Origin of the sequence: Microbacterium foliorum (assembly GCF_003367705.1) — a bacterium.
Classification (GTDB): Bacteria; Actinomycetota; Actinomycetes; order Actinomycetales; family Microbacteriaceae; genus Microbacterium; species Microbacterium foliorum.
Map to the genome: position 1 here is coordinate 863,346 of NZ_CP031425.1, position 24,190 is coordinate 887,535.

General features: G+C 66.3%; 18 protein-coding genes and 1 tRNA gene. 15 read left to right on the forward strand and 4 right to left on the reverse strand.

Annotated elements, in window-relative coordinates:
* The 10 genes from DXT68_RS03940 (at nt 1) to rpoC (ending at nt 17,876) form a co-directional block, all read left to right on the forward strand.
* A complete protein-coding gene (locus tag DXT68_RS03940) occupies nt 1-978 on the forward strand; it encodes a carbohydrate ABC transporter permease (protein ID WP_045254703.1) in 978 nt (325 codons plus the stop codon).
* Entirely contained in the window at nt 975-1,808 is an 834-nt protein-coding gene (locus tag DXT68_RS03945) for a carbohydrate ABC transporter permease (RefSeq protein WP_045254702.1), read from the forward strand. Before DXT68_RS03940 ends, DXT68_RS03945 begins: the two co-directional genes overlap by 4 nt.
* A complete protein-coding gene (locus DXT68_RS03950) occupies nt 1,805-3,328 on the forward strand; it encodes a glycoside hydrolase family 3 protein (protein WP_045254701.1) in 1,524 nt (507 codons plus the stop codon). Before DXT68_RS03945 ends, DXT68_RS03950 begins: the two co-directional genes overlap by 4 nt.
* A 4-nt stretch (nt 3,329-3,332) precedes the next feature.
* Nucleotides 3,333-4,199 (forward strand): MurR/RpiR family transcriptional regulator, encoded by an 867-nt coding sequence (locus tag DXT68_RS03955; RefSeq protein ID WP_052677777.1) that lies wholly within the window; start codon nt 3,333-3,335, stop codon nt 4,197-4,199.
* 213 nt (nt 4,200-4,412) lie between these two features.
* Nucleotides 4,413-6,086, forward strand: a complete 1,674-nt coding sequence (locus DXT68_RS03960) for an ABC transporter substrate-binding protein (protein ID WP_045254700.1) — start codon at nt 4,413-4,415, stop codon at nt 6,084-6,086.
* Nucleotides 6,087-6,440: 354 nt separating this feature from the next.
* Entirely contained in the window at nt 6,441-7,445 is a 1,005-nt protein-coding gene (locus tag DXT68_RS03965; RefSeq protein WP_045254699.1) for an ABC transporter permease, read from the forward strand.
* A gap of 34 nt (nt 7,446-7,479) precedes the next feature.
* Nucleotides 7,480-8,430, forward strand: coding sequence for an ABC transporter permease (locus DXT68_RS03970; protein ID WP_045254698.1), 951 nt, complete (start codon nt 7,480-7,482; stop codon nt 8,428-8,430).
* Nucleotides 8,427-10,136, forward strand: a complete 1,710-nt coding sequence (locus tag DXT68_RS03975) for an ABC transporter ATP-binding protein (protein WP_045254697.1) — start codon at nt 8,427-8,429, stop codon at nt 10,134-10,136. Before DXT68_RS03970 ends, DXT68_RS03975 begins: the two co-directional genes overlap by 4 nt.
* Nucleotides 10,137-10,411: 275 nt before the next feature.
* Nucleotides 10,412-13,915 (forward strand): DNA-directed RNA polymerase subunit beta, encoded by a 3,504-nt coding sequence (gene rpoB / locus DXT68_RS03980; RefSeq protein ID WP_045254696.1) that lies wholly within the window; start codon nt 10,412-10,414, stop codon nt 13,913-13,915.
* Nucleotides 13,916-14,000: 85 nt separating this feature from the next.
* Complete coding sequence (gene rpoC / locus DXT68_RS03985) at nt 14,001-17,876, forward strand: DNA-directed RNA polymerase subunit beta' (protein ID WP_045254695.1); 3,876 nt, start codon at nt 14,001-14,003, stop codon at nt 17,874-17,876.
* Nucleotides 17,877-17,971: 95 nt separating this feature from the next.
* Here the strand turns inward: rpoC and DXT68_RS03990 are convergent, their stop codons facing one another.
* Entirely contained in the window at nt 17,972-18,574 is a 603-nt protein-coding gene (locus tag DXT68_RS03990) for a hypothetical protein (RefSeq protein WP_052677776.1), read from the reverse strand.
* 86 nt (nt 18,575-18,660) lie between these two features.
* Here DXT68_RS03990 and DXT68_RS03995 point away from each other — a divergent pair, with 86 nt between their 5' ends.
* Together DXT68_RS03995 and DXT68_RS04000 are read left to right on the forward strand one after the other, a co-directional pair.
* Nucleotides 18,661-19,590: a PfkB family carbohydrate kinase gene (locus DXT68_RS03995; protein WP_045254694.1), complete on the forward strand. Its 930-nt coding sequence runs from the start codon at nt 18,661-18,663 to the stop codon at nt 19,588-19,590.
* Nucleotides 19,591-19,676: 86 nt separating this feature from the next.
* Nucleotides 19,677-19,761 (forward strand) — tRNA-Tyr (locus tag DXT68_RS04000).
* Nucleotides 19,762-19,908: 147 nt separating this feature from the next.
* Here the strand turns inward: DXT68_RS04000 and DXT68_RS04005 are convergent.
* Nucleotides 19,909-20,337, reverse strand: a complete 429-nt coding sequence (locus tag DXT68_RS04005; protein ID WP_045254693.1) for a hypothetical protein — start codon at nt 20,335-20,337, stop codon at nt 19,909-19,911.
* Between the two features lie 80 nt (nt 20,338-20,417).
* On the opposite strand from DXT68_RS04005, the gene DXT68_RS17395 reads away from it, so the two are divergent.
* The gene (locus DXT68_RS17395; protein ID WP_082068972.1) at nt 20,418-21,011 is read left to right on the forward strand and encodes a Druantia anti-phage system protein DruA; all 594 of its coding nucleotides are present in this window, start codon (nt 20,418-20,420) and stop codon (nt 21,009-21,011) included.
* Here DXT68_RS17395 and DXT68_RS04015 read toward each other — a convergent pair.
* The gene (locus DXT68_RS04015) at nt 20,980-21,318 is read right to left on the reverse strand and encodes a hypothetical protein (RefSeq protein WP_045254692.1); all 339 of its coding nucleotides are present in this window, start codon (nt 21,316-21,318) and stop codon (nt 20,980-20,982) included. The two genes, DXT68_RS17395 and DXT68_RS04015, sit on opposite strands and share 32 nt — an antisense overlap.
* A gap of 84 nt (nt 21,319-21,402) precedes the next feature.
* Nucleotides 21,403-21,789, reverse strand: a complete 387-nt coding sequence (locus tag DXT68_RS04020; protein WP_342353187.1) for a histone-like nucleoid-structuring protein Lsr2 — start codon at nt 21,787-21,789, stop codon at nt 21,403-21,405.
* Between DXT68_RS04020 and DXT68_RS04025 the strand changes: the two genes are divergently transcribed.
* Together DXT68_RS04025 and DXT68_RS04030 are read left to right on the forward strand one after the other, a co-directional pair.
* A protein-coding gene (locus DXT68_RS04025) for an IS3 family transposase (RefSeq protein WP_115760451.1) occupies nt 21,730-23,018 on the forward strand; the annotation gives its coding sequence in 2 pieces (ribosomal slippage) (nt 21,730-22,003 and nt 22,003-23,018; 1,290 coding nt in all). The two genes, DXT68_RS04020 and DXT68_RS04025, sit on opposite strands and share 60 nt — an antisense overlap.
* Nucleotides 23,019-23,493: 475 nt before the next feature.
* On the forward strand, nt 23,494-24,123 hold the full coding sequence (locus DXT68_RS04030; RefSeq protein WP_115760452.1) for a TetR family transcriptional regulator: 630 nt from the start codon (nt 23,494-23,496) through the stop codon (nt 24,121-24,123).
* Nucleotides 24,124-24,190: the final 67 nt, after the last annotated feature.

The window sequence follows — 24,190 nt, forward strand, 5'->3', positions numbered from 1 at the left end:
ATGTCGATGGTGCACGCGCCGCTGCCGGCCACGGAGACGGAGCCCCGCTCCGCCTCCGTGGCCGGCGGGCGGCCCCGCCGGCGAGGTCTCTCGCTGATCACGGCCCGCCCGTGGCTCCTGCTCGCTCCGGGGCTCGTGATCCTCGCGGTGCTCATGCTCTGGCCGCTCATCCAGGTGGTCGTCTACTCGCTGCAGGACTACGGTCTGCGCGAGATCAACACGGGCGAGAGCAACTGGATCGGATTCCAGAACTACATCGAGGCGCTCACCAACCCGACGCTGTGGACGGTCGTCCTGCCGAACACCGTGGGCTTCGCCGCCGTGGCCGTGTTCGTCACGGTCGCCGTCGGCACGCTGGTGGCGCTGCTGCTGGCCCGGCTCGGCACGGTATGGCGCACCATCGTCTCCAGCTGCATCATGGTGGCCTGGGCGATGCCCGCCGTCACCGGCACCTACGTCTGGACGTTCATCTTCGACGCCGATCGCGGCATCTTCAACAGCGTGCTGCGCGACCTCGGGCTGATGGACGACCCGGTGAACTGGTTCACCAATCAGTGGTCGTTCTATGCGATCGTGCTGCTGAACGTCGTGCACCACGGGTTCCCGTTCGTCGCGATCACTGTGCTCGCCGGACTTCTCGGGGTCTCGAAGGAGATGCTCGAGGCGGCCGCCCTCGACGGCGCCAACGCCTGGACGCGCTTCTGGAAGATCATCTTCCCGACCCTCAGGCCCGTGTTCTCGGTGGTCATCATCCTGTCGACCATCTGGGACTTCAAGGTGTTCGCGCAGGTGTACCTCATGCCGGGCGGCGGCGGAGGAAACCGCCAGGTCCTGAACCTCGGCGTCTGGTCGTACGTCGAGTCGTTCGGGCAGAACCGCTACGGCTTCGGAGCCGCGCTCGCCGTGCTGCTCACCCTCGTGCTGATCGGCATCACCATCGTGTACATCCGGTCCCTCATGAAGGAGGACGAGCTGTGAACCCCCGCGCCTCTCTCCGCTCCCGCATCGGCACCGGGATCGCGGTCGCGGCCGTCCTGATCTTCACGCTGTTCCCCGTCTACTGGATGGTCTCCAGCGCGTTCGACGCGAAAGCCTCCAGTGGCGGGCAGTCCCTGCTGCCGCAGGAGTTCACCTTCGACAACTTCGCCTTCGTGCTCACGGAGGGCGGCTTCGGCACCTTCCTGCGCAACTCGGCGATCGTCGCGATCGTCACGGTTCTGGTGAGCGCCCTGGTCTGCCTGCTCGCGGCCGTTGCTGTCGCACGGTTCCGCTTCAAATTCCGCACCACGGTGCTCATGATGATCCTCGTCGTGCAGATGGTGCCGCTCGAGGCACTCGTCATCCCGCTGTTCCTGCAGGTCAAGAGCCTCGGCCTGCTCAACAGCATCCTGGGTCTGATGGTCGTGTACGTGGCGCTCTCTCTCGCCTTCGGCATCTGGATGCTGCGCGGTTTCGTCGCGGCGGTCCCTGTCGAGCTGGAGGAGGCCGCATACATCGACGGAGCGAGCTGGTGGCGGATGTTCCGCTCGATCCTGCTGCCGCTGGTGATGCCGGGCCTCGTCGCCACGAGCATCTTCAGCTTCATCACGGCGTGGAACGAGTTCATCTTCGCCATGACGATCCTCGGTGCGGAGACCGACCAGTACACCGTCTCGATCGGTCTGAAGTCGTTCTTCGGCCTGTTCGCGAACGACTGGGGCAGCATCATGGCCGCGTCGACGATCATCACCCTGCCGGTCATGATCTTCTTCGTGATCGTGCAGCGCCGTCTCTCAGCGGGCATGGTCGCCGGAGCGGTGAAGGGATGAGCGACGACCTCACGCGTCTCGCGAACGGCGTGCTCTGGCCCGGCTTCTTCGGCACGACGGCGCCGGAGTGGCTGCTCGCCGAGCTGCGAGACGGCCTCGCGGGGGTCGTGTACTTCGGCCAGAACATGGGGGAGGGGCTGGCGGAGCTCAGCGCGTCCATCCGCCGTGCGAACCCCGATGCGCTCATCGGCATCGACGAGGAGGGCGGCAACGTCACGCGCCTCGAGTCCGCGACCGGATCGACGCTGCCCGGTGCCGCGCAGCTCGGCGCCGTCGATGACGTCGACGCGACCAGGGCCTCGGCGGCGGAACTCGCGCGACGCGTCGCGGCGGTGGGGGCCGACGTCGTGCTCGGTCCCGTGGCCGACGTCAACACCGACCCTCGGAATCCGGTGATCGGCGTGCGTTCGTTCGGTGATGACCCCGCGCTCGTCGCCCGCCACGTGCGCGCTGCCGTCGAGGGCCTGCAGAGCGGTGCAGTGGCCGCGTGCGTCAAGCACTTCCCCGGGCATGGCGACACCCATCTCGACTCCCACCACGCCCTTCCGGAGACCACCCTCGACGTCGACGAGATCGAGCGGGTGCATCTCGAGCCCTTCCGAGCCGCGGTCGCCGACGGCGTCGACACCGTCATGACGGCGCACATCGTCGTGCCGGCATGGGGCGACGAGCCCGCGACGCTCAACTCCCGTGTGCTGGGCATGCTGCGCGGTTGGGGCTTCGACGGGGTGATCATCTCGGACGCACTCGACATGGCGGCGATCCGCGAGACCGTGGGCATCGGCGGAGGGGCGGCGAAGGCCCTGGCGGCCGGAGTCGACCTGCTGTGCATCGGCAACCCGACGAACCTCGGAGATGCGGCGCGGGCGGATCAGGATCACCGCGACCTCCTCGAGGCGCGCGACGGGATCGTCGCCGCGTTGCGCGACGGCTCTCTGACCCGCGCCAGGGTGCAGGAGGCCGCGGCCCGCGTACGGGCGCTCGCCGAGACCTTGCGGGCACGGGCCGCCCGTGCAGAGGCCCCCCGCGGGTTCGATGCGGCCGATGTCGTCGCGAGAGCGGTCACCGGAGCATCGGCGGAGGCCGATGTCCTGGCGGTCGTCGACGCACGGCGTCGTTCCTCGCTCGCGGTCGACAGCGCCTCCGCGCATGTGGTCGAGGTGCTCGCCGGCGACGGGCACCGCAGCCGTGTCGATGTGGCCCGTGCCGACACGGCCGAGCAGGATGCCGCGCTCGACGCGGCCGTCGCCGCCCCCGGCCTCACGGTGATCCTGCTCGACCGCCCCGACGCCGACGCCGCGCAGCGGGCGCTCGTCGACCGGGCGGCTGAGCGCGACCCCGCGGCCGTCGTGGTGAATGTCGGGCTGCCGGCCCGGCATCCGCTCGCCCTCCCCGTCGTCGAGGTCGGTGCGGCGAGCCGGATCGGCGCGCAGGAGGCCAGGCGTCGGCTCACCGGCGACTCGACTTCCCCCGCATTTCGTCATCCGGCGACACCCGACGGGTTCTCTGAGGCAGGATGACACCGTGGACGCCGATGTTCTTGCGCTGGTGCGGAGATCCGTCCCGAGACTGAGTGCCGCCGAGGCGCGTGTCGCGGAGACGATCCTCGGTGACCCGACGCTCGTCGTCGATCTCGCGATCAACGATCTCGCGAGTCTCTGCAACACCTCGCTGTCGACCGTGGCGCGTTTCGCGCAGACGCTCGGCTTCACGGGCTACAGGGAGCTGCGCGTCGCGGTGGCGCGCACGGTCACCCTCGCCCAGGCCCAGCGTGCACGGTTCGGCCTCGACACCACCGCGATCGATCCCCATGACGAGCCGGCCGCCATCGCCGCCAAGCTCGCCGCGCAGGAGATCGACGCGATCGAGAAGACCGCACGGGGACTCGATGCCGAGGCGCTCGACCGCGTCGCGCGTGCGATCATCGACGCTCGGCACGTCGACCTGTTCGGGCAGGCGGCATCGTCTCTCACCGCGCAGGACCTGCAGCAGAAGCTCGCCCGCATCGGATGCTCCGTCGCCCACTCCGCCGACCCGCATCTCGCGTTGACGACGGCGTCTCTGCGCACCCCCGGCGACGTGGTGATCGCGTTCTCGCACGGCGGTGAGACCCAGGAGGTCGTGCGCGCGGTCGAGGTCGCGAGAGACGCGGGAGCACTCTCGGTGGCGATCACCGGCGTTCCGGATTCGACCCTCGCCCTCGCGGCGGATGTCGTGCTGCTGACCTACGCGCAGGAGTCGCCGTTCCGCATGGCCGCGATGTCGAGCCGTATCGCGCAGCTCGCTCTCGTCGACATCCTGTTCGTGCGGATCGTGCAGCACCGGGGCGAGCCGGTCGTGATCCCGTTGCAGCTGACGCACGACGCCGCGGCGTCGCGTCGCCGCCGCTGACGCACGGCACCGCTGACGCACGACACCGCTGACGCGGGGCCTCGGTCGGAGGCCTCGCGGGAACGCTCGATTATGAGAACTTCCGTAACAGGAATGCAACCTGGAAGTGTTTTGCAGAGGTCGGTGCACTGGGTAGCGTCGAGGCATCACCGTTTCCGGAGTCGACGACGCCTTCGGAACGCGCACTGCTGCGCTCGACAGGAAGGTCACACAATGCACCATGAAGTCATGCGTCGGCGAGGTCTCATCGCCGTCACCGGAGCAGCGCTCGCCGCGCTGGTCCTCTCGGGATGTGTCGCCAGCGAGCGTGGCGACGACGGGGCAGAGGGCTCGGGAGATGTGGACGGCACGTTCGTGTTCGCCGCATCGTCGGACCCGGCCAGCCTCGACCCGGCATTCGCGCAGGACGGCGAGAGCTTCCGCGTCTCGCGCCAGATCTTCGAGGGTCTCGTGGGCACCGAGCCCGGCACGGCCGACCCCGCCCCGCTGCTCGCCGAGTCGTGGGAATCATCCGATGACGGCATGAGCCACACCTTCGCCCTGAAGGAGGACGTCACCTTCCACGACGGCACCCCCTTCAACGCCGAGGCCGTCTGCGCGAACTTCGACCGCTGGTACAACTGGACCGGCCTCGCCGCGTCCGAGGCGTTCGGCTACTACTACAACAAGCTCTTCAAGGGCTACGCGTCCGACCCGGCCAACGCCGTGTACAAGTCGTGCACCCCCGACGGCGACTACTCCGTGACGATCGAGCTCAACAAGCCGTTCGCCGGCTTCGTCGCCTCGCTCTCGCTGCCCTCGTTCGGGATGCAGAGCCCGTCGGCCCTCCAGGAGTTCGGCGCCGACGACGTCAGCGGCTCTGCCGAGGCACCCGTGCTGTCCGAGTACGCGATGGGTCACCCCGTCGGCACCGGCCCCTACCAGTTCGACGAGTGGGCGCCGGGTGAGCAGGTCTCGCTCAAGGCCTACGGCGACTACTGGGGCGACGCCGGGCAGATCGACGAGATCATCTTCCGCACGATCGACGACCCGACCGCACGTCGCCAGGCTCTCGAGTCCGGCTCGATCGACGGCTACGACCTGGTCGGCCCCGCCGACACCCAGGCGCTCGAGGACGACGGCTTCACCATGGTGTCGCGCCCTCCCTTCACGATCCTCTACCTGGCGTTCAACCAGGCGATCCCCGAGCTGCAGGACCCCAAGGTCCGCGAGGCGCTCTCGTACGCGGTCGACAAGGACGCCCTGATCAGCCAGGTCCTGCCCGAGGGCACCGAGAAGGCGATCGAGTTCGTCCCCGACACGGTCAACGGGTACAACCCCGACGTCACGACGTACGACTACGACCCCGAGAAGGCCAAGTCCCTGCTGGCCGAGGCCGGCTACGACGAGTCCAACCCGCTGAAGCTCACCTTCAACTACCCGGTCAACGTCTCGCGTCCGTACATGCCGGACCCCGAGCAGATCTTCACGGTCCTGTCGTCGCAGCTCTCCGAGGTCGGCGTCGAGACCACCCCGGTCTCGGAGGAGTGGGTCGAGTACCTCGACCGCACCACCGGCACGTCGGATCACGGCATCCACCTGCTCGGCTGGACCGGCGACTACAACGACACCGACAACTTCGTCGGCGTCTTCTTCGGCCAGCAGAGCTCGGAGTGGGGCTTCGACAACCCCGAGCTGTTCCAGAAGCTGAACGAGGCTCGTGGCGTCTCCAACCTCGAGGACCAGACGGCCCTCTACGAGGAGATCAACGAGATGGTCGCGCAGTTCATCCCCGGCGTCCCGCTCGCGCACCCGGCTCCGACCCTCGCGTTCGACCCGCGTGTCAAGAGCTACCCCGCCAGCCCGGTGAACGACGAGGTCTTCACGGACATCGTCCTCACCGAGTAGGTCCGACCCGACGCGAAAGCCCTTCGTCTCGTCGCTCCGCTACTCGCTCAGGGGCCGGCGCATTCGCTGCTCCTCGCTCAGGGCGGAACGCCAGCTCCTCCTCAGAGGCCGGAACACCAGCTGCTTACTCAGGGGCCGGAACACAAGCTCCTCCTCGGGGGCCGGAACACTCGCTCCTTACTCAGGGGCCGGTGCTCCCGGCCCGTGAGCGGGCCGGTGCTCCCGGTCCGTGAGTGGGCCGGTGCTCCCGGTCCGTGAGTGGGCCGGTGCTCCGGTCCGTGAGTGGGCCGGTGCTCCCGGCCCCTGAGCGAGCGGAGCGAGACGAAGGGTCCGCACCCGATCAACGGAGACCTCTTGCTGCGCACCATCGGCAGGCGACTGCTTTTCCTCATGCCCACCCTCATCGGGCTCAGCATCCTGCTGTTCGCCTGGGTCAGGGCCCTGCCCGGCGGACCCGCGGTCGCGCTTCTCGGTGAGAAGGCGACCCCGGACGCCGTGGCCAGGGTCAACGAGCTCTACGGATTCGACCGACCGATCCTCGAGCAGTACTTCATCTGGGTCGGCCGCCTCCTCCAGGGGGACTTCGGCACGTCGATCCAGACGAACCGTCCCGTGGTGGAGGAGTTCTTCCGCCGCTTCCCCGCGACGATCGAGCTGAGCGTGCTCGCCCTGATCTTCGCGGTCGGCGTCGGCATCCCTCTCGGATACTGGGCGGCACGACGCCACGGCAAGTTCACCGATCACGCATCCGTGGTCCTGAGCCTGGTCGGCATCACCATCCCGGTCTTCTTCCTGGCCTTCATCCTGAAGTACGTCTTCGCGGTGCAGCTGGGCTGGCTGCCGTCGGACGGACGGCAGAACCCGCGCATCGATGCGACGCATCCCACGGGGTTCTACGTGTGGGACGGCATCATCACCGGCGAGTTCGACGCCGCGTGGGATGCGATCCTGCATCTCGTGCTCCCGGCGCTCGCACTCGGCACGATCCCGCTGGCGATCATCGTCCGCATCACGAGGGCCAGCGTGCTCGAGGTGCAGAACGCCGACTACGTGCGCACCGGTCGCGCGAAGGGTGTCGGCGCCTCCACGTTGCGCAGTCGCTTCATCCTGCGTAACGCCATGCTGCCGGTGATCACGACGATCGGCCTGCAGACAGGGCTGCTGATCTCGGGGGCGGTGCTCACCGAGACGGTGTTCGCGTTCCCCGGCATCGGCTCGTTCCTGGCACGGGCGATCTTCACGCGCGACTTCCCCGTGCTGCAGGGCTTCATCATCTTCATCGCCATCGCGTACGCGCTGATCAACCTCGCAGTCGACGTGTCCTACAGCTTCATCGATCCGAGAGTGCGGGTGCAGTGATGTCCCGTCTCGTTCCCCGAAAAGAGGTGACGTCATGAGCGTCGCACTCCCACCCGCACAGGGCGGCGGTCTGATCGACACCGTCTCGATCGCCCAGTCCGATCTCAAAGAGGGGCCGGGCGGCTTCTGGCACGACGTCTTCCGCCGGCTGCGCCGCAATCCCACGGCCTGGATCGGCGCGGGCATCGTGCTCGCGTTCCTGCTCGTGGCGGCGCTCGCGCCGCTGCTCGCCCCGTATCCCGAGACGGCGCTTCCCGGGGCGAAGTTCATCACTCCGACGAACATCCCCGGACCCGGCGAGATGCCCGAGTTCCCGCTCGGCCTCGACCGCTTCGGCGGCGACGTGCTCTCGAAGCTCATCTGGGGGGCGCAGGCCTCGCTGCTGGTCGGCGTGATCTCGACGGCCCTCGGCCTCGTCGGCGGGATGGTGCTCGGGCTGTTGGCCGGCACCTTCGGCGGGTGGGTCGACACGCTCATCATGCGCGTCGTCGACATCATCCTGTCGGTGCCGAACCTGCTGCTCGCGGTCTCGATCGCGGCGATCCTCGGCCAGACGCCTTTCGCGGTGATGATCGCGATCGGTGCATCGCAGGTGCCGATCTTCGCCCGGCTTCTGCGCGCGTCGATGCTGCAGCAGCGATCGAGCGACTACGTGCTGTCCGCGCAGACGCTGGGCCTCGGACGCGGCCAGATCACCATGTCGCACGTGCTGCCGAACGCCATCGGACCCGTCATCGTGCAGGGCACGCTGACGCTCGCGACCGCGGTCATCGATGCCGCGGCGCTGTCGTTCCTCGGCCTCGGCGGCGGTCGCCCCGAGACGGCCGAGTGGGGGCGCATGCTCACGTATGCGCAGGCGGAGCTCGCGATCGCCCCGTGGCTGGCCTTCCTGCCCGGTATCTGCATCGCGGTGACCGCGCTGGGCTTCACCCTGTTCGGTGAGGCGCTGCGCGAGGCCATGGACCCGAGGACGAGAGCACGATGAACGCTGCGAAAGAGAACACTGTGCCCGACGCCCCCCTGCTGTCGGTCGAAGGGCTGGCCGTCGATTTCGCCACGATGGACGGCGTCGTGCATGCCGTCGAGGGCGTCGACCTCGAGATCGCACCGGGGCAGACCGTCGCCATCGTGGGGGAGTCGGGGTCGGGCAAGTCGACGACCGCGATGGCCATCATCGGGTTGCTCGCCGGGGGAGGGCGCGTCGCCTCCGGCAGCATCCGGCTCGACGGGCGCGACATCACCCACGCTCCCGAGAGCGCCCTGCGGTCGATCCGCGGGCGCGACATCGGCCTGGTGCCGCAGGACCCGATGTCGAACCTCAACCCGGTCGCCAAGATCGGCACGCAGGTGGCCGAGACCCTTCTCGCGCACGGACTGGCCACACGGCAGAACGTGCAGCAGAAGGTCGTCGAGGCTCTGACGGCCGCGGGGCTGCCGGATCCGGAGCGCCGCGCGAAGCAGTATCCGCACGAGTTCTCCGGGGGCATGCGCCAACGGGCCCTGATCGCGATCGGACTCGCCTGCAAGCCGCGCCTGCTGATCGCCGACGAGCCCACGAGCGCGCTCGACGTGACGGTGCAGCAGACGATCCTCGATCAGATCGGCGCGATGACGCGGGAGCTCGGCACCGCCGTCCTCCTCATCACGCACGACCTCGGTCTCGCCGCGGAGCGTGCGGAGCGGGTCATCGTGATGCACCGCGGCAAGGTCGTGGAGCAGGGGCCGGCGAAGCAGATCCTCGAGGATCCGCAGCATCCGTACACGCAGTCGCTGGTGAAGGCGGCGCCGTCGGTCGCGGCGGCGCGGCTGCGACCCGAGGCCTTCCATGCCGAGGATCGTCCGTCGGCCGCAGAAGAGACGACGGATGCCGGGACGCCCGCCGCCGTCGCCGCCGACAACATCGTCGAGATCGAGAACCTCACGAAGGTGTATCCGGTGCGCGGCCAGAAGGAGGACTTCGTCGCCGTGAACGACGTGTCGCTGGCGATCCCTCGTGGCGAGACCGTCGCGATCGTGGGGGAGTCCGGCTCGGGCAAGACCACGACCGCACGGATGCTGTTGAAGATCATCGAGCCGACGAGCGGTCTGATCCGCTACGAGGGCAAGGACGTCGCCTCGCTCAGCCGTGCGGAGACGAAGGCCTTCCGCCAGCGCGTGCAGCCGATCTTCCAGGATCCGTATTCGAGCCTGAACCCGATGTTCACGATCGAGCGGCTGATCTCCGAGCCTCTCGACTTCTACCGTCGGGGCAGCACTGCGGATCGACGTACACGGGTGCGCAAGCTCCTCGACGACGTCGCCCTTCCGCAGTCGATGCTGAGGCGGTATCCGTCCGAGCTGTCGGGTGGTCAGCGGCAGCGCGTGGCGATCGCCAGGGCGCTGGCGCTGTCGCCCGAGCTGATCGTGTGCGATGAGCCGGTCTCGGCGCTCGACGTGCTCGTGCAGGACCAGATCCTCACGCTGCTCGGCGATCTGCAGTCCGAGTACGGGCTCAGCTACCTGTTCATCTCGCACGACCTCGCGGTGGTGCGGCTGATCAGCGACTACGTGTGCGTGATGAAGGACGGATCGCTGGTCGAGGCGGCCTCGTCCGAGGAGATCTTCACCAACCCGCGTGATCCGTACACGCGGCGTCTGCTGGCCTCGATCCCCGGCAACGAGCTCAACATCGCGAGCGCGACCGGAGTCTGAGCGCGCGGACCACGGTGCCGTCGCCGCCGCTCAGGCGACGACGACGGCACCGTGGTCGCATCCGCACCACGTCCCGGGGCCGCCAATACCGCAGCATTCGAGATAGGTCAAGGACTGCACTTGCCATGTCGCCGTATCGCGCGTATAGTCGGTAGTTGCGCTCGCTTCTCCATGCCCTCATATGGTGGTCGGCATTTCGTTGAGCTTCTGAGCGCACACTCCACCTGACGACAAAGGAATCGAGAAGCCCTGCGGGGCTCACGGAGGTTATTCCCTTGGCTGCTGCTCCCAACGCATCCACATCCACCACCATCAAGAACGGACGCGGAGCTTCCCGTCTTTCGTTCGCCAAGATCTCCGACACGCTGACGGTCCCTGACCTTCTCGCTCTGCAGACCGAGTCCTTCGGATGGCTCGTCGGCAACGACGCCTGGAAGGCTCGTGTCGCAGAGGCCAAGAAGGCCGGCCGCACCGACGTCAACGAGAACAGCGGTCTCGGCGAGATCTTCGAGGAGATCTCCCCGATCGAGGACCTCGGCGAGACGATGCAGCTGTCGTTCACGAACCCCTACCTCGAGCCGGAGAAGTACTCGATCGAGGAGTGCAAGGAGCGCGGCAAGACGTACGCCGCTCCGCTGTACGTCGAGGCCGAGTTCATGAACCACCTCACCGGTGAGATCAAGACCCAGACGGTCTTCATGGGCGACTTCCCGCTCCAGACCGACAAGGGCACGTTCATCATCAACGGGTCCGAGCGCGTCGTCGTGTCGCAGCTCGTGCGCTCGCCCGGTGTCTACTTCGACAAGACCCCCGACAAGACGTCCGACAAGGACATCGTCTCGGCGCGCGTCATCCCGAGCCGTGGTGCCTGGCTCGAGTTCGAGATCGACAAGCGCGACCAGGTCGGCGTGCGCGTCGACCGCAAGCGCAAGCAGTCCGTCACCGTGTTCCTCAAGGCGCTGGGCATGACCAGCGAGGAGATCCTCACGGAGTTCGCCGGCTACACCTCGATCGAGGAGACGCTCGCGAAGGACACCATCGTCACGAAGGAAGATGCGCTCCGCGACATCTACCGCAAGCTGCGTCCGGGCGAGCAGGTCGCCGCCGAGGCCGCGCGTGCGCTCCTCGACAACTTCTACTTCAACCCGAAGCGCTACGACCTGGCGAAGGTCGGTCGTTACAAGATCAACCACAAGCTCGGTCTCGACCAGCCGCTGAACTCGTCGGTGCTGACCGTCGAAGACATCGTCGCCACGATCAAGTACCTCGTGCGTCTGCACGCGGGCACCGAAGAGACCTTCCCCGGCATCCGCTCGGGCAAGAAGGCCGACATCCGGATCGCGACCGACGACATCGACAACTTCGGCAACCGCCGCATCCGCGCGGTCGGCGAGCTGATCCAGAACCAGGTCCGCACCGGTCTGTCCCGCATGGAGCGCGTCGTCCGCGAGCGCATGACCACGCAGGACATCGAGGCGATCACGCCGCAGACCCTGATCAACGTGCGCCCCGTCGTCGCGGCGATCAAGGAGTTCTTCGGAACCTCGCAGCTGTCGCAGTTCATGGATCAGAACAACCCGCTCGCGGGTCTGACCAACAAGCGCCGCCTCTCGGCCCTCGGCCCCGGTGGTCTGAGCCGTGACCGTGCAGGCGTCGAGGTCCGTGACGTCCACCCGTCGCACTACGGCCGCATGTGCCCCATCGAGACGCCTGAAGGCCCGAACATCGGTCTGATCGGTGCTCTCGCGACGTTCGCGCGCATCAACTCGTTCGGTTTCATCGAGACCCCGTACCGCAAGGTCGAGGGTGGCGTCGTCACCGAGCACATCGATTACCTGACCGCCTCGGAAGAGGTCGACTTCAACATCGCGCAGGCCAACGCCCCGCTCGACAAGAACGGCCGCTTCCGCGAGAGCCACGTGCTCGCCCGCCCCAAGGGCGGAAGCGGTGAGGTCGACCTGTTCCTCCCGGAGGAGATCGGCTACATCGATGTCTCGCCGCGCCAGATGGTGTCGGTCGCGACCTCGCTCGTGCCCTTCCTCGAGCACGACGACGCGCAGCGCGCCCTCATGGGTGCCAACATGCAGCGTCAGGCCGTGCCGCTGCTGCGCAGCGACTCGCCGCTCGTCGGAACCGGTATGGAGGGCTACACCGCCATCGACGCCGGTGACGTGCTCACCGCCGAGAAGCCGGGTGTCGTCTCCGAGGTCTCCGCGGACCGCGTCACCGTCATGCTCGACGAGGGCGGCACGCAGGACTACCACCTGCGCAAGTTCGACCGCTCCAACCAGGGCACGTCGTACAACCAGAAGGTCGTCGTCAACGAGGGCGACCGTGTCGAGGTCGGAGAGGTCATCGCCGATGGCCCCGCCACCGAGAACGGCGAGCTGGCACTCGGGAAGAACCTCCTCGTCGCGTTCATGACGTGGGAGGGCTACAACTTCGAGGACGCGATCATCCTCAGCCAGGACCTGGTGAAGGACGACACCCTCTCCTCGATCCACATCGAGGAGTACGAGGTCGACGCCCGCGACACGAAGCTGGGCAAGGAGGAGATCACCCGTGATCTCCCCAACGTCAGCCCCGAGCTGCTGAAGGACCTCGACGAGCGCGGCATCATCCGCATCGGTGCCGAGGTCCGCCCCGGCGACATCCTCGTCGGCAAGGTCACGCCGAAGGGCGAGACCGAGCTGTCGGCCGAGGAGCGTCTGCTCCGCGCGATCTTCAACGAGAAGAGCCGCGAGGTCCGTGACACCTCCCTGAAGGTGCCCCACGGTGAGCAGGGCACGATCATCGCCGTCAAGGAGTTCAACGCCGAAGACGGCGACGACGAGCTCGGCTCGGGCGTGAACCGCCGCGTCGTGGTCTACATCGCCCAGAAGCGCAAGATCACCGAGGGTGACAAGCTCGCCGGCCGTCACGGCAACAAGGGTGTCATCGCCAAGATCCTCCCGATCGAGGACATGCCGTTCCTCGCGGACGGAACCCCGGTCGACATCGTGCTGAACCCGCTCGGAATCCCCGGTCGAATGAACTTCGGTCAGGTTCTCGAGACGCACCTCGGCTGGATCGCCAAGCAGGGCTGGAAGGTCGAGGGGAACCCCGAGTGGGCCACCCGCCTCCCGAAGGACGCCTTCGAGGCCGCCCCCGGCACCAAGGTCGCCACCCCGGTGTTCGACGGTGCGAGCGAGGAGGAGATCGCCGGTCTTCTCGACGCGACCATCCCGACGCGCGACGGCATCCGTCTGATCGACTCCAGCGGAAAGGCCCAGATGTTCGACGGCCGCTCCGGCGAGCCGTTCCCGGCGCCGATCTCGGTGGGCTACATGTACATCCTGAAGCTGCACCACCTGGTCGACGACAAGATCCACGCGCGTTCGACCGGTCCGTACTCGATGATCACCCAGCAGCCGCTCGGTGGTAAGGCGCAGTTCGGTGGACAGCGATTCGGTGAGATGGAGGTCTGGGCCCTCGAGGCCTATGGCGCCGCTTACGCTCTGCAGGAGCTCCTCACGATCAAGTCCGACGACATCCTCGGCCGCGTCAAGGTGTACGAGGCGATCGTCAAGGGCGAGAACATCCAGGAGCCCGGCATCCCCGAGTCCTTCAAGGTGCTCATGAAGGAGATGCAGTCGCTCTGCCTGAACGTCGAGGTCCTCTCGGCCGACGGCACGCTCGTCAACCTGCGTGACACCGATGATGAGGCCTTCCGCGCAGCGGAGGAGCTCGGCATCAACATCTCCAGCCGCTTCGAGGCCGCCTCGATCGACGAGATCTAAGGCCCAGGTCGCCGTCCGGGCATGACGCTCGGACGGCGGCCCGCCTCCCCGATTTCTTCAGAAGAATTCCTACACAGGAGAATTTGTGCTCGAGTCAAACACTTTCGATGAGCTTCGCATCGGCCTGGCCACCGCGGACCACATCCGCGCCTGGTCCTACGGCGAGGTCAAGAAGCCTGAAACCATCAACTACCGCACCCTGAAGCCGGAGAAGGACGGTCTCTTCGGAGAGCAGATCTTCGGCCCGTCCCGCGACTGGGAGTGCGCCTGCGGAAAGTACAAGCGTGTCCGCTTCAAGGGCATCGTCTGCGAGCGCTGCGGCGTCGAGGTCACCAAGTCCTCGGTGCGTCGTGAGCGCATGGGTCACATCGAGCTCGCCGCTCCCGTCACCCACATCTGGTACTTCAAGGGTGTCCCCTCGCGTCTCGGCTACCTGCTCGACATGGCGCCGAAGGACCTCGAGAAGGTCATCTACTTCGCCGCCTACATGGTCATCTCGGTCGACGAGGAAGCTCGTCACCGTGACCTGGGCACGCAGGAGAACAACATCCGTCTCGAGCTGAAGACGCTCGGAGACCGTCGCGACGCGAAGATCGCCGAGCGCCTGGCGCGCCTGGAGGAGGAGCTCGCTTCCCTCGAGGCCGAGGGTGCCAAGGCCGACGCGAAGAAGAAGGTCAAGGACGCCGGCGAGAAGGAGATGTCGCTCATCCGCAAGGGTGCCGACGAGGCGATCGCCAAGCTCGAGCGCGTGTGGGAGGACTTCCGCACCCTCGAGGTCGGAGCGCTCCGCCCCGAGGACGACGTCTTCCACGAGCTGCAGGACCGCTTCGGTCAGTACTTCGAGGCCTACATGGGCGCCGAGTCGATCCAGCGTCGCCTCGCGGCGTTCGACCTCGTCACCGAGGCCGAGAACCTGCGTCTGCAGATCTCTGAGGGCAAGGGCCAGCGCAAGATCCGCGCGATCAAGCGCCTGAAGGTCGTCAGCTCGTTCCTGGAGACCGGTATGAGCCCGGCCGCCATGGTGCTCGACGTCGTTCCGGTGATCCCGCCCGAGCTGCGCCCGATGGTGCAGCTCGACGGTGGCCGCTTCGCGACCTCCGACCTCAACGACCTCTACCGTCGTGTGATCAACCGCAACAACCGTCTCCGTCGCCTGATCGACCTCGGTGCCCCCGAGATCATCGTCAACAACGAGAAGCGGATGCTGCAGGAGGCCGTCGACGCACTGTTCGACAACGGTCGTCGTGGTCGCCCCGTCACCGGTACCGGCAACCGCGCCCTGAAGTCCCTCAGCGACATGCTGAAGGGTAAGCAGGGTCGTTTCCGCCAGAACCTCCTCGGCAAGCGCGTCGACTACTCGGGCCGTTCGGTCATCATCGTCGGACCGCAGCTCAAGCTGCACCAGTGCGGTCTGCCCAAGCAGATGGCTCTGGAGCTCTTCAAGCCGTTCGTCATCAAGCGTCTGATCGACCTCGGTCACTCGCAGAACATCAAGGCTGCGAAGCGCGCCGTCGAGCGCACCCGTCCCGAGGTCTGGGACGTGCTCGAGGAGATCATCCGCGAGCGCCCCGTGCTGCTGAACCGTGCGCCCACGCTGCACCGTCTCGGCATCCAGGCGTTCGAGCCCCAGCTCGTCGAGGGCAAGGCCATCCAGCTGCACCCGCTCGTCTGCGCGGCGTTCAACGCCGACTTCGACGGTGACCAGATGGCTGTGCACCTGCCGCTCTCGGTCGAGGCTCAGGCCGAGGCCCGCGTGCTGATGCTCGCGTCGAACAACATCCTGAAGCCGTCTGACGGACGTCCGGTCACCCTGCCTTCGCAGGACATGATCATCGGTCTGCACCACCTGACCACGGTCAAGGAGGGCGCAGCCGGTGAGGGTCGTGCATTCGGTTCGGTGGGCGAGGCGATCCTGGCCAAGGACGAGGGAACCCTCGACCTGCAGGCCAAGGTCCGCATCCGCATCCCGGGTCTGACGTTCCTCGAGGGCGAAGCCCCCGAGGGCTACGAGCGTCACGGTCTCGTCGACGCCTCGCTGGGTCAGGCGATCTTCAACGACACGCTGCCGAAGGGCTACCCGTTCGTCCGCGAGCAGGCAGACAAGAACAAGCTGTCGCAGATCGTCAACAAGCTGGCCGAGGAGTACCCCAAGGTCGAGACCGCTGCATCGCTGGACCGCATCAAGGACGCCGGTTTCTACTGGGCCACGCGCTCGGGTGTGACCGTCGCCCTCAGCGACATCCTCACGCCTCCGAACAAGGCCGAGATCGTCGCGGGCTACGAGAAGCAGGCCGCGAAGGTCCAGTCCCAGTACGAGAAGGGCCTCACGACCGACACCGAGCGTCGTCAGGAGCTCATCAAGATCTGGACCGAGGCGACCGACGAGGTCCAGGCCGCGATGCGCGCCAACTTCCCCGAAGACAACACCATCAACCGCATGGTGTCGTCGGGTGCTCGTGGTAACTGGCTGCAGATCCGCAACATCGCGGGTATGCGTGGTCTGGTGAACAACCCCAAGGGTGAGATCATCCCGCGTCCGATCATCTCCTCGTACCGCGAGGGTCTGTCGGTGGCGGAGTACTTCATCGCGACGCACGGTACCCGTAAGGGTCTGGCCGACACCGCTCTGCGTACCGCCGACTCGGGTTACCTGACCCGTCGTCTGGTGGATGTCTCGCAGGACGTCATCATCCGCGAAGAGGACTGCGGCACGTCGAAGGGCCTCGAGCTCCCGATCGCCGCTCCGAACTCGCAGGGCGAGCTGGTGCGCGATGCGAACGTCGAGAACTCGGTGTTCGCCCGCACGCTGGCCTCCGACGTGGTCGACAGCAAGGGCGAGATCCTCGCCTCTGCCGGAGACGACGTGGGCGACGTGCTCATCGACAAGCTGGTCGCCCTGGGCGTCGAGAGCATCAAGGTGCGCTCGGTCCTGACCTGCGACTCCGCCGTCGGTGTCTGCGCGCAGTGCTACGGACGTTCGCTGGCGACGGGTAAGACCGTCGACATCGGAGAGGCCGTCGGCATCATCGCGGCCCAGTCGATCGGTGAGCCCGGTACCCAGCTGACGATGCGTACCTTCCACACCGGTGGGTCCGCGTCGGCAGATGACATCACGCAGGGTCTGCCCCGAGTGCAGGAGCTCTTCGAGGCGCGTACCCCGAAGGCCGCATCGCCGATCGCCGAGGCCGATGGCCGCATCACGATCGACGAGACCGACAAGGCCAAGAAGGTCATCCTCACGCCCGACAACGGCGACGAGGAGGTCATCTACCCGGTGCTGAAGCGTGCGACGCTTCTCGTCGAAGACGGCCAGCACGTCACCGTCGGTCAGCCGCTGCTCGTCGGAACGCTCGACCCCAAGGAGGTCATGCGTGTCATGGGCGCCCGTGAGGTCCAGCGTTACCTCGTCGGTGGCGTCCAGGGCGTCTACCGCTCGCAGGGTGTGCCGATCCACGACAAGCACATCGAGGTCATCGTCCGTCAGATGCTCCGCAAGGTCACCGTCGTCGATCACGCCGACACGACCCTGCTTCCGGGTGAGATGGTCGACCTCAAGCGCTACCAGGCGATCAACCGCGAGGCCGTGGCAGAGGGCAAGCGCCCCGCGTCGGGCCGTCCGGAGCTGATGGGTATCACGAAGGCGTCGCTCGCGACGGAGTCGTGGCTGTCGGCAGCTTCCTTCCAGGAGACGACCCGCGTGCTCACGCAGGCCGCCATGGAGGGCAAGCGCGACCCGCTGGTCGGTCTCAAGGAGAACGTCATCATCGGAAAGCTCATCCCCGCCGGAACCGGTCTCTCGAAGTACCGCGACGTCACGGTCGAGGCGACGGAAGAAGCCAAGAGCGAGCGCTACCCGAACCGGATCTTCGCATCCGACGGTGCGTACGCCGACGGCGACTTCGGCTACGTCGACTTCGACGCGTTCTCGACGGACGACATCACGCCGGGTACGTACAACTGATCGAGACGATCTGACGTACTGAGTGAGTGAGAAGGCCCCGGGCGATCTGCCCGGGGCCTTCTTCGTGTCCGGGTGCTTCTTCGTGCCCGACTTGATCAGTCGAACAGGTGCGCGACGATGCTCGAGGTGTAGCCCTCGGGGGAGAGATTGGAGTACCGCGTGTCGATCAGGATGTCGTCGCGCCAGAACAGCGTGCGTCCGTCGGTGACGGGATACTGCGTGTTCGGCCAGGTTTTCTCGCACCGCGTGCCGTCGTCGGGCGTGAAGCAGGTGAAGCCCTCGTTCGTGACGAGCGCGTTGAGCATGTCGAGCGCAGGGCCGCGGTTCATGCCTGACACGGTGGTCACGAGGTTGGTGGTGTCGGCACCGGGGTCGCCCCAGATGCAGGTGAGGGTACCGTCGTCTCCGACGCCCGAGGGGCCGAAGGCCGCATCGTTCAGAGGGATGCCGTCGAGCTGCGCGAGGACGGCGTCCGAGAGGATGGCGCGGCAGTCGGTGGGAAGAGCGATCGGGGTGGCGGTCGGTGTCGGCGAGGCTGTCGGCGAAGGGCTCGACGTGCCCTCCGGGTCTGCGCTCGTGGACGTGTCGGGGGAGGCGCTCGCGCCACCGGAATCGGACCCGCCGCCGGGCGCCCCGCAGCCGGCCAAGACAGCGGTGAGCAGGAGAGCCGCAGCGCCGGCGGCGAGTCGCGCGTTCATGCGCTCACCGTAGCGCGCGGTCCAGGCCCCGCGGCGCAGGCAGACCGTGCCGACGCGGAAGCTCGTGGCGCGGTAGTCTCGGCGGAATGAGTGATGAATCCTCCCGAGCATCCGGCGCCGTCGTGATCGGCGATGCGCTGATCGATGAGATCCGCGGCGATGGCGGCGTGCGAGAGCTGGTCGGCGGCGCTGCGCTGAACGTCGCGGTGGGGCTGCGTCGCCTCGGTGTTCCGACGACGCTCATCGCCATGGTCGGCGATGACGAGGCGGGAGCCCACATCCGCGAATACCTCGACGACCACGGCGTGACGCTGATCTCGAGCACCGCGCCGAACGGCTCGTCCCGGGCGATCGTCGAACGCGGTGCAGACGGCGAACCCGTGTACGTCTTCAACGAGGCGGCGCAGCGGCGCAGCATCCGCTACTCGGAGGAGGCCGTGCGGGCGATCTCGGACGCCGGACTCGTCGCCGTCAGCTGCTTCCCCTTCGACGTCCCTGCCGAGGTCGACGCCCTCGTCGACGCCGTGGGCGATGCGCGCCTGGCGATCGATCCCAACCCCCGAGCGGGGATGCTGAGCGATCGGGAGGAGTTCGTGCGCGGGTTCGAGCGCGTGGCCGCGGGGGCATCGATCGTCAAGGTCGGGGCCGACGACGCGGGTCTCCTGTACGACGGCGATCTCGACGCGCTGCGTGCCCGCCTGCGCGCTCTCGGCGTGCGCGCGGTCCTCGCGACCGCGGGGGCCGACGGCGCGACGCTCGAGACGGACGGCGCCGTCGTCACCGCACCGATCTCCTCGCTGCCCGGCCCAGTCGTCGACACCGTCGGGGCAGGCGATGCGACGTTGGCGGCGGTGGCTGCGGGCCTCGCGGACGGCACCCCCGTGGATGCCGAGAGATGGCGGCGGATCCTCGTGCGAGCCATGGATGTCGCAGCCGCCACGTGTCGAGCGGAGGGCGGTCTGCTGCGCACCCCGGAGTCCCTGGCCGATGCGGACAGGGGAGTCTTCGGCAGCTGACGGGCCGATTTCTCGCGCCCGCCTCCGGCAGGTATGATTATCTATCGTGCCCCCGGTTGGCTGTTCAAGTCGGACGGGTGTGCAATGGCGAGTTACCCAAGCGGCCAAAGGGATCTGACTGTAAATCAGACTGCTCAGCATTCGGGGGTTCGAATCCCTCACTCGCCACCACCACGGGGTGTTCCCGGAACTCAGGAAAATCATTCCCGTAACTCGGAACACCAGGTCACAGCAGGAAAGCCGCCGAAATCCGGCGGCTTTCCTCGTTTCTGAGTCGAACGGAGGCCCTTCGGTTGCCCGATCCGGCCAAGACTTCGTTCAGTACTGTCCGGGATCTACGGGACCTTCGACGACGAGCACCGTGACATAAAGAGTGAAGTCGACGTCGGAGCGAGGCTTCAGAGAGCCAGCCGCCGAAATCTCGTAGCGAACCGACCAGTCCTCAGGCTCGAGGCTGAGGTCCGCTGCCTGCCGAAGAATCTCCTGCCTCAGGGCGGGGAGCACGTTGTTGACGAGCTCATGTCCCGCTGCCTCATCGGTTGCGCGTTCGCGGATGATGCGGCTGCGGGCGTCGAGAAGTGGTGAATCGCTTTGAACCTTGGCGGGGAACATCTCGACGAGACGCGCGTGTAGCTGAGACCCAAGCTCTTCCTCATAACGAGTTTCTGCAGTTTCTGGTTCGAAACTCTCGGCGTTGTCGTCCGACCAGATGTCGTCTTCGCTCTCGTATTCAGTCACGTCGATCATGGTTCCATCATGCTCTGATCCCGGGTCGGAGTATCCGTGCCGGTCGTGCTGGTGGGCGGGTTCCTGCTCGTCTTGGGGCCATGCGCGTCGTGAAAAGAAGCAAGAATGCGAACGCGCGGCTCGCGACGTGGAGTCATCTCGTCACGCTGATCTCCCAGCGTGATCCTGAGGCGTCCCTCGCGCTGGTGACGACCGCTTCCGCCCTGGGGCGAAGCTCCGTATACAACCGAGTGCGCGTTTCCGATGGGTCGCTTGCGCTGCGTACGGTGGGGTTCACCCAGGGGACGGGCGATTTTCATTTCTCCGGAGAGGTGTACGACCTTCTTGCTGAGGCCGCCCGTCGGGAGATGGGGGAGGATATCGCAACCCACCGGCACGAAAATTGGGGGACCGGATTCAGAAATCGTCGAGAGGTCATCCAGCGCGGACTCTCCGCTGTCGGATTGAGCCCATCGCGGTTCCGGATGCATGGGGTGCAGCGTGAAGTCTTCCTTGCGCCACTCGCACGAAACAGCCTCGAATGGCTGAGGGGAGATGACTCACACCTAGAGTGGGTGTCGTCGCCGGTTGAGGAGCTCGCCTCCTGGTGGAAACACAAGTGGATGCTTCCGCGTGCGGACAGAGTGCACACCTGGCGCGAGTTCACTCCCGATTCGTGGAGGCTTTGGAGTTAGCCCTTGGATCGCTCCTCACGCGGAGCTCGCTGCCGGTCGACTCGGGGACTCGAATCCGAGGCGCGTCACCGTATCCAGCACTCGTGAGCTCGGAAAGGCCCACAGACTCCTCGGGGCGGTAGAAGGCACGACCGCTCGCGGGGTAGCCCTTGTCGAGCTGCCACAGCTGGAAGGCGCCGTCTGCTCGCTCTTCCACGATGAACGGGTGGTACTGCAAGCCATCGAATGGGATGTAGGTCTCCCAGTACTCGTAGTCACCTGAGTCGCTGTACCCGACGAGTAGCGTGCGCTGCCGAATTTCCGTCATGTCGGAGAGAGTAAACGTTGCAATGGTGCATTGGAAGGTGCACGGGTGCGATCCAGGTCCAGCACACGACCTTCGGTCAGAATGTCAGCGCCCGGACTTGCTTGCGGCGTAGGCGGCGCGAACCTCAGCCGGTACTCGCCCATAGTCACTCACAGTGATGCCTTGGCTCCGCGCCCATTCTCTGATCTCCGCCAGCTCACTTGTTGACTTGCGGCGGCGCGGAACGCTGGACGACGAGCGTGCAACCTGCGACGGGCGAGCAACGTCTACGAACGGGGCGACGGCCTCTTCTAACCTCTCCAGGTTGGCAGCGCTGAGGTCGAGTTCGTACGCGCGTCCTTGCAACGCAAACTGCACAGTGAACCGTCCCAGGTTTGGTGCCGTTTCCTTTCGAGTTGAAAGGATGGCGTTATGCCAAAGAAGATTGATCCCGCGCTGCGGGAACGAGCAGTGCGGCTCGTGCGTGACCACGGCAGCGAGTACCCGTCGCGAGCGAAAGCGATTGCTGCTGTGGCGAGGCAAGAGGGCGTCGGTGCGGAATCGTTGCGGCGGTGGGTGCTCCAAGCCGAGATCGACGCGGGTGACCGTGACGGTCAGACCAGCGAGGAGCACGCAGAGATCCGCCGGCTGCGCGCCGAGAACAAGCGACTCCGGGACGACGTCGCGGTGCTGAAAGCCGCGACGACTTTCTTCGCGGGGGAACTCGACCCCCGCAACCGCTGATCATGGCCTTCATCGACCAGATGAGGTCCGAGGGGCTCGCGGTCGAGTCGATCGTGCAGGTCCTGCGAGAGCAGGGTGTGCAGGTCGCCGCGCGTACCTACCGAGCCTGGAGGCAAGGTCGAGTCTCGCCTCGAACCATCACAGACGCCATCGTCGAGGACGCGGTCCGCGCCGCCGCATGGACGACGACCACGGACGCAGTCGGCTCTATCAGCCGCAAGCTCACCCCAGAAGGCTTGTATGGGCGGAAGAAGATGACGGCGCTGATCCGACGCTCCGCCGTGCCTGACGCGTCCCGCGGATCGGTCGACCGAGCCATGCGCTCTCTGGGCCTTGAGGGCATCACGCGTGCGAAAGCGGTCCGCACCACGATCCAGGCCAAGGACGGTATCCGAGCCGGCGACCTCCTGAACCGAAACTTCACCGCGCCGCGTCCCGATCACACCTGGGTGACGGACTTCACCTACCTGCGCACCTGGGCAGGGTGGGTGTATGTCGCGTTCATCCTCGACGTGTTCTCGCAGCGCATTGTCGCCTGGCACGCGCAGACCGGAAAGCAGGTCGATCTCGTCATGACGCCGCTGCGCATGGCGCTCTGGGAGCGCGACCGTCAAGGCCACCCAGTCGCGCCGGACCAGCTCATTCATCATTCGGACGCCGGCTCCCAGTACACGTCGATTCGGCTCACTGAGCACCTTACGCTCGAGGGCATCGTCCCCTCGATCGGGACCGTCGGCGACGCCTACGACAACGCGCTCATGGAGACCATCAACGGTCTCTACAAAGCCGAGTGCGTCCGAACGACCGTATTCCACGAGGGCCCGTACAAGACGATCGCGGACGTCGAGTTCGCGACCGCCGGATGGGTCGACTGGTACAACCACCGCAGGCTCCACGGTAGCCTCGGCATGGTCAGCCCCAATGACTACGAGGCGACCTACTACGCGGCTCTAAAAGCGGAGCCGATCCCCGCATAGGAGCGGCACAAGACCCGGGACGGTTCACAGTGCCACCGCTGCCCTCTGTGATGGGTGTGCCATCGAGATCGTCCAACAGTTCAACGGTTACTCGCTTCGACATTTCGCTCCTCGTCAGGGTCCGGGGAGAGCGCGGGTTCGGGTCCCGCACTCACGACCCAGGATAAGCAAGCATTTCATCGATCTGGTGAGTATTTCGTCACACACCAAAAGCAATGTGCCCGACTTGAATTCTCAGAGAGACTCAATCTGTTCGAGGAGTTGCGCTCTGCGCATGGTCTCCGTTCGCGACGCCTGAGTCGCGATGAAGTCAGCCGGCGGCTCGCCCGACCTCGCGATGCCGTAGAGCTTGTCGCGTCGTGCCAGGGGGCGCGGATGACAGCGAAAGGCCCACTGTGTGGGCACTCATTCATTTAACTGTGTCGAGTATTCACGCAAGCGCCTTATAGACTGAGTGTGCATTGATGAATGCGTCTTGGCCGAGGAGAACGATGTCATGAGTCCAAACAGGATGCCGCGCCTCCAGCAGCAGCGGTCGATTGATACGCGCGAGGCGATCCTGACCGGTGCGGCTCGGGTGTTCGCGCGCGTCACGTACGCCGAAGCTCGTTATCGCGACGTGGCGGATGAGTCTGGCGCGAGCGAGGGCGCTCTGTACTTCCATTTCCGAAGCAAGGCCGACCTCGCTAAAGCCGTCCTCAGTGAACAGCAGGAGCGAATGACCGCTGTTCTGGTTCGTACCGAGGAGGAAGCTGGTTCCGGGCTAGAGATCCTCTTGCGCCTGATGGCCAACCTCGGCGACCTCATCTCACGTGACGAGATCGTGCAAGCGGGAATCCACCTGGCTGGACAACCCTCGTCAGAGGTCAACCCCGAAGCCAGCGAGCCCTACATGGAGTGGGTGCGAATCGCGCGGTCTTTCATTTTGCGAGGCGTCGCAGATGGATCCATTCGCACCGACGCGGACGTCGATCTCAATGCCGAGCTCTTCAACACGGTCTTCGTTGGCTCGCAGGTGCTCGCCGGACTTGAGGATCGTTGGGCCTCTCTTCCTCGAAGGGTCGAGCGACTCGTTCCAACCCTCAGAGCGCTCCTGTCCGCATGAGTGCCTGAACGGCGATGGTCGCTGGAACAAGAGAACTTCTCTCCCCCCGCGGGTCCGACGCTGTGCC

Bases quoted from the DNA above. Each gene is read 5' to 3' on its own strand.
- DXT68_RS03995 (WP_045254694.1), top strand. From the start codon at position 18,661: ATGAGTGATGAATCCTCCCGAGCATCCGGCGCCGTCGTGATCGGCGAT.
- DXT68_RS03975 (WP_045254697.1), top strand. From the start codon at position 8,427: ATGAACGCTGCGAAAGAGAACACTGTGCCCGACGCCCCCCTGCTGTCG.
- DXT68_RS03990 (WP_052677776.1), bottom strand. From the start codon at position 18,574: ATGAACGCGCGACTCGCCGCCGGCGCTGCGGCTCTCCTGCTCACCGCT.
- DXT68_RS04015 (WP_045254692.1), bottom strand. From the start codon at position 21,318: ATGACGGAAATTCGGCAGCGCACGCTACTCGTCGGGTACAGCGACTCA.
- DXT68_RS03970 (WP_045254698.1), top strand. From the start codon at position 7,480: ATGAGCGTCGCACTCCCACCCGCACAGGGCGGCGGTCTGATCGACACC.
- DXT68_RS03950 (WP_045254701.1), top strand. From the start codon at position 1,805: ATGAGCGACGACCTCACGCGTCTCGCGAACGGCGTGCTCTGGCCCGGC.
- DXT68_RS03960 (WP_045254700.1), top strand. From the start codon at position 4,413: ATGCACCATGAAGTCATGCGTCGGCGAGGTCTCATCGCCGTCACCGGA.
- DXT68_RS17395 (WP_082068972.1), top strand. From the start codon at position 20,418: ATGCGCGTCGTGAAAAGAAGCAAGAATGCGAACGCGCGGCTCGCGACG.
- DXT68_RS03940 (WP_045254703.1), top strand. From the start codon at position 1: ATGTCGATGGTGCACGCGCCGCTGCCGGCCACGGAGACGGAGCCCCGC.
- DXT68_RS04005 (WP_045254693.1), bottom strand. From the start codon at position 20,337: ATGATCGACGTGACTGAATACGAGAGCGAAGACGACATCTGGTCGGAC.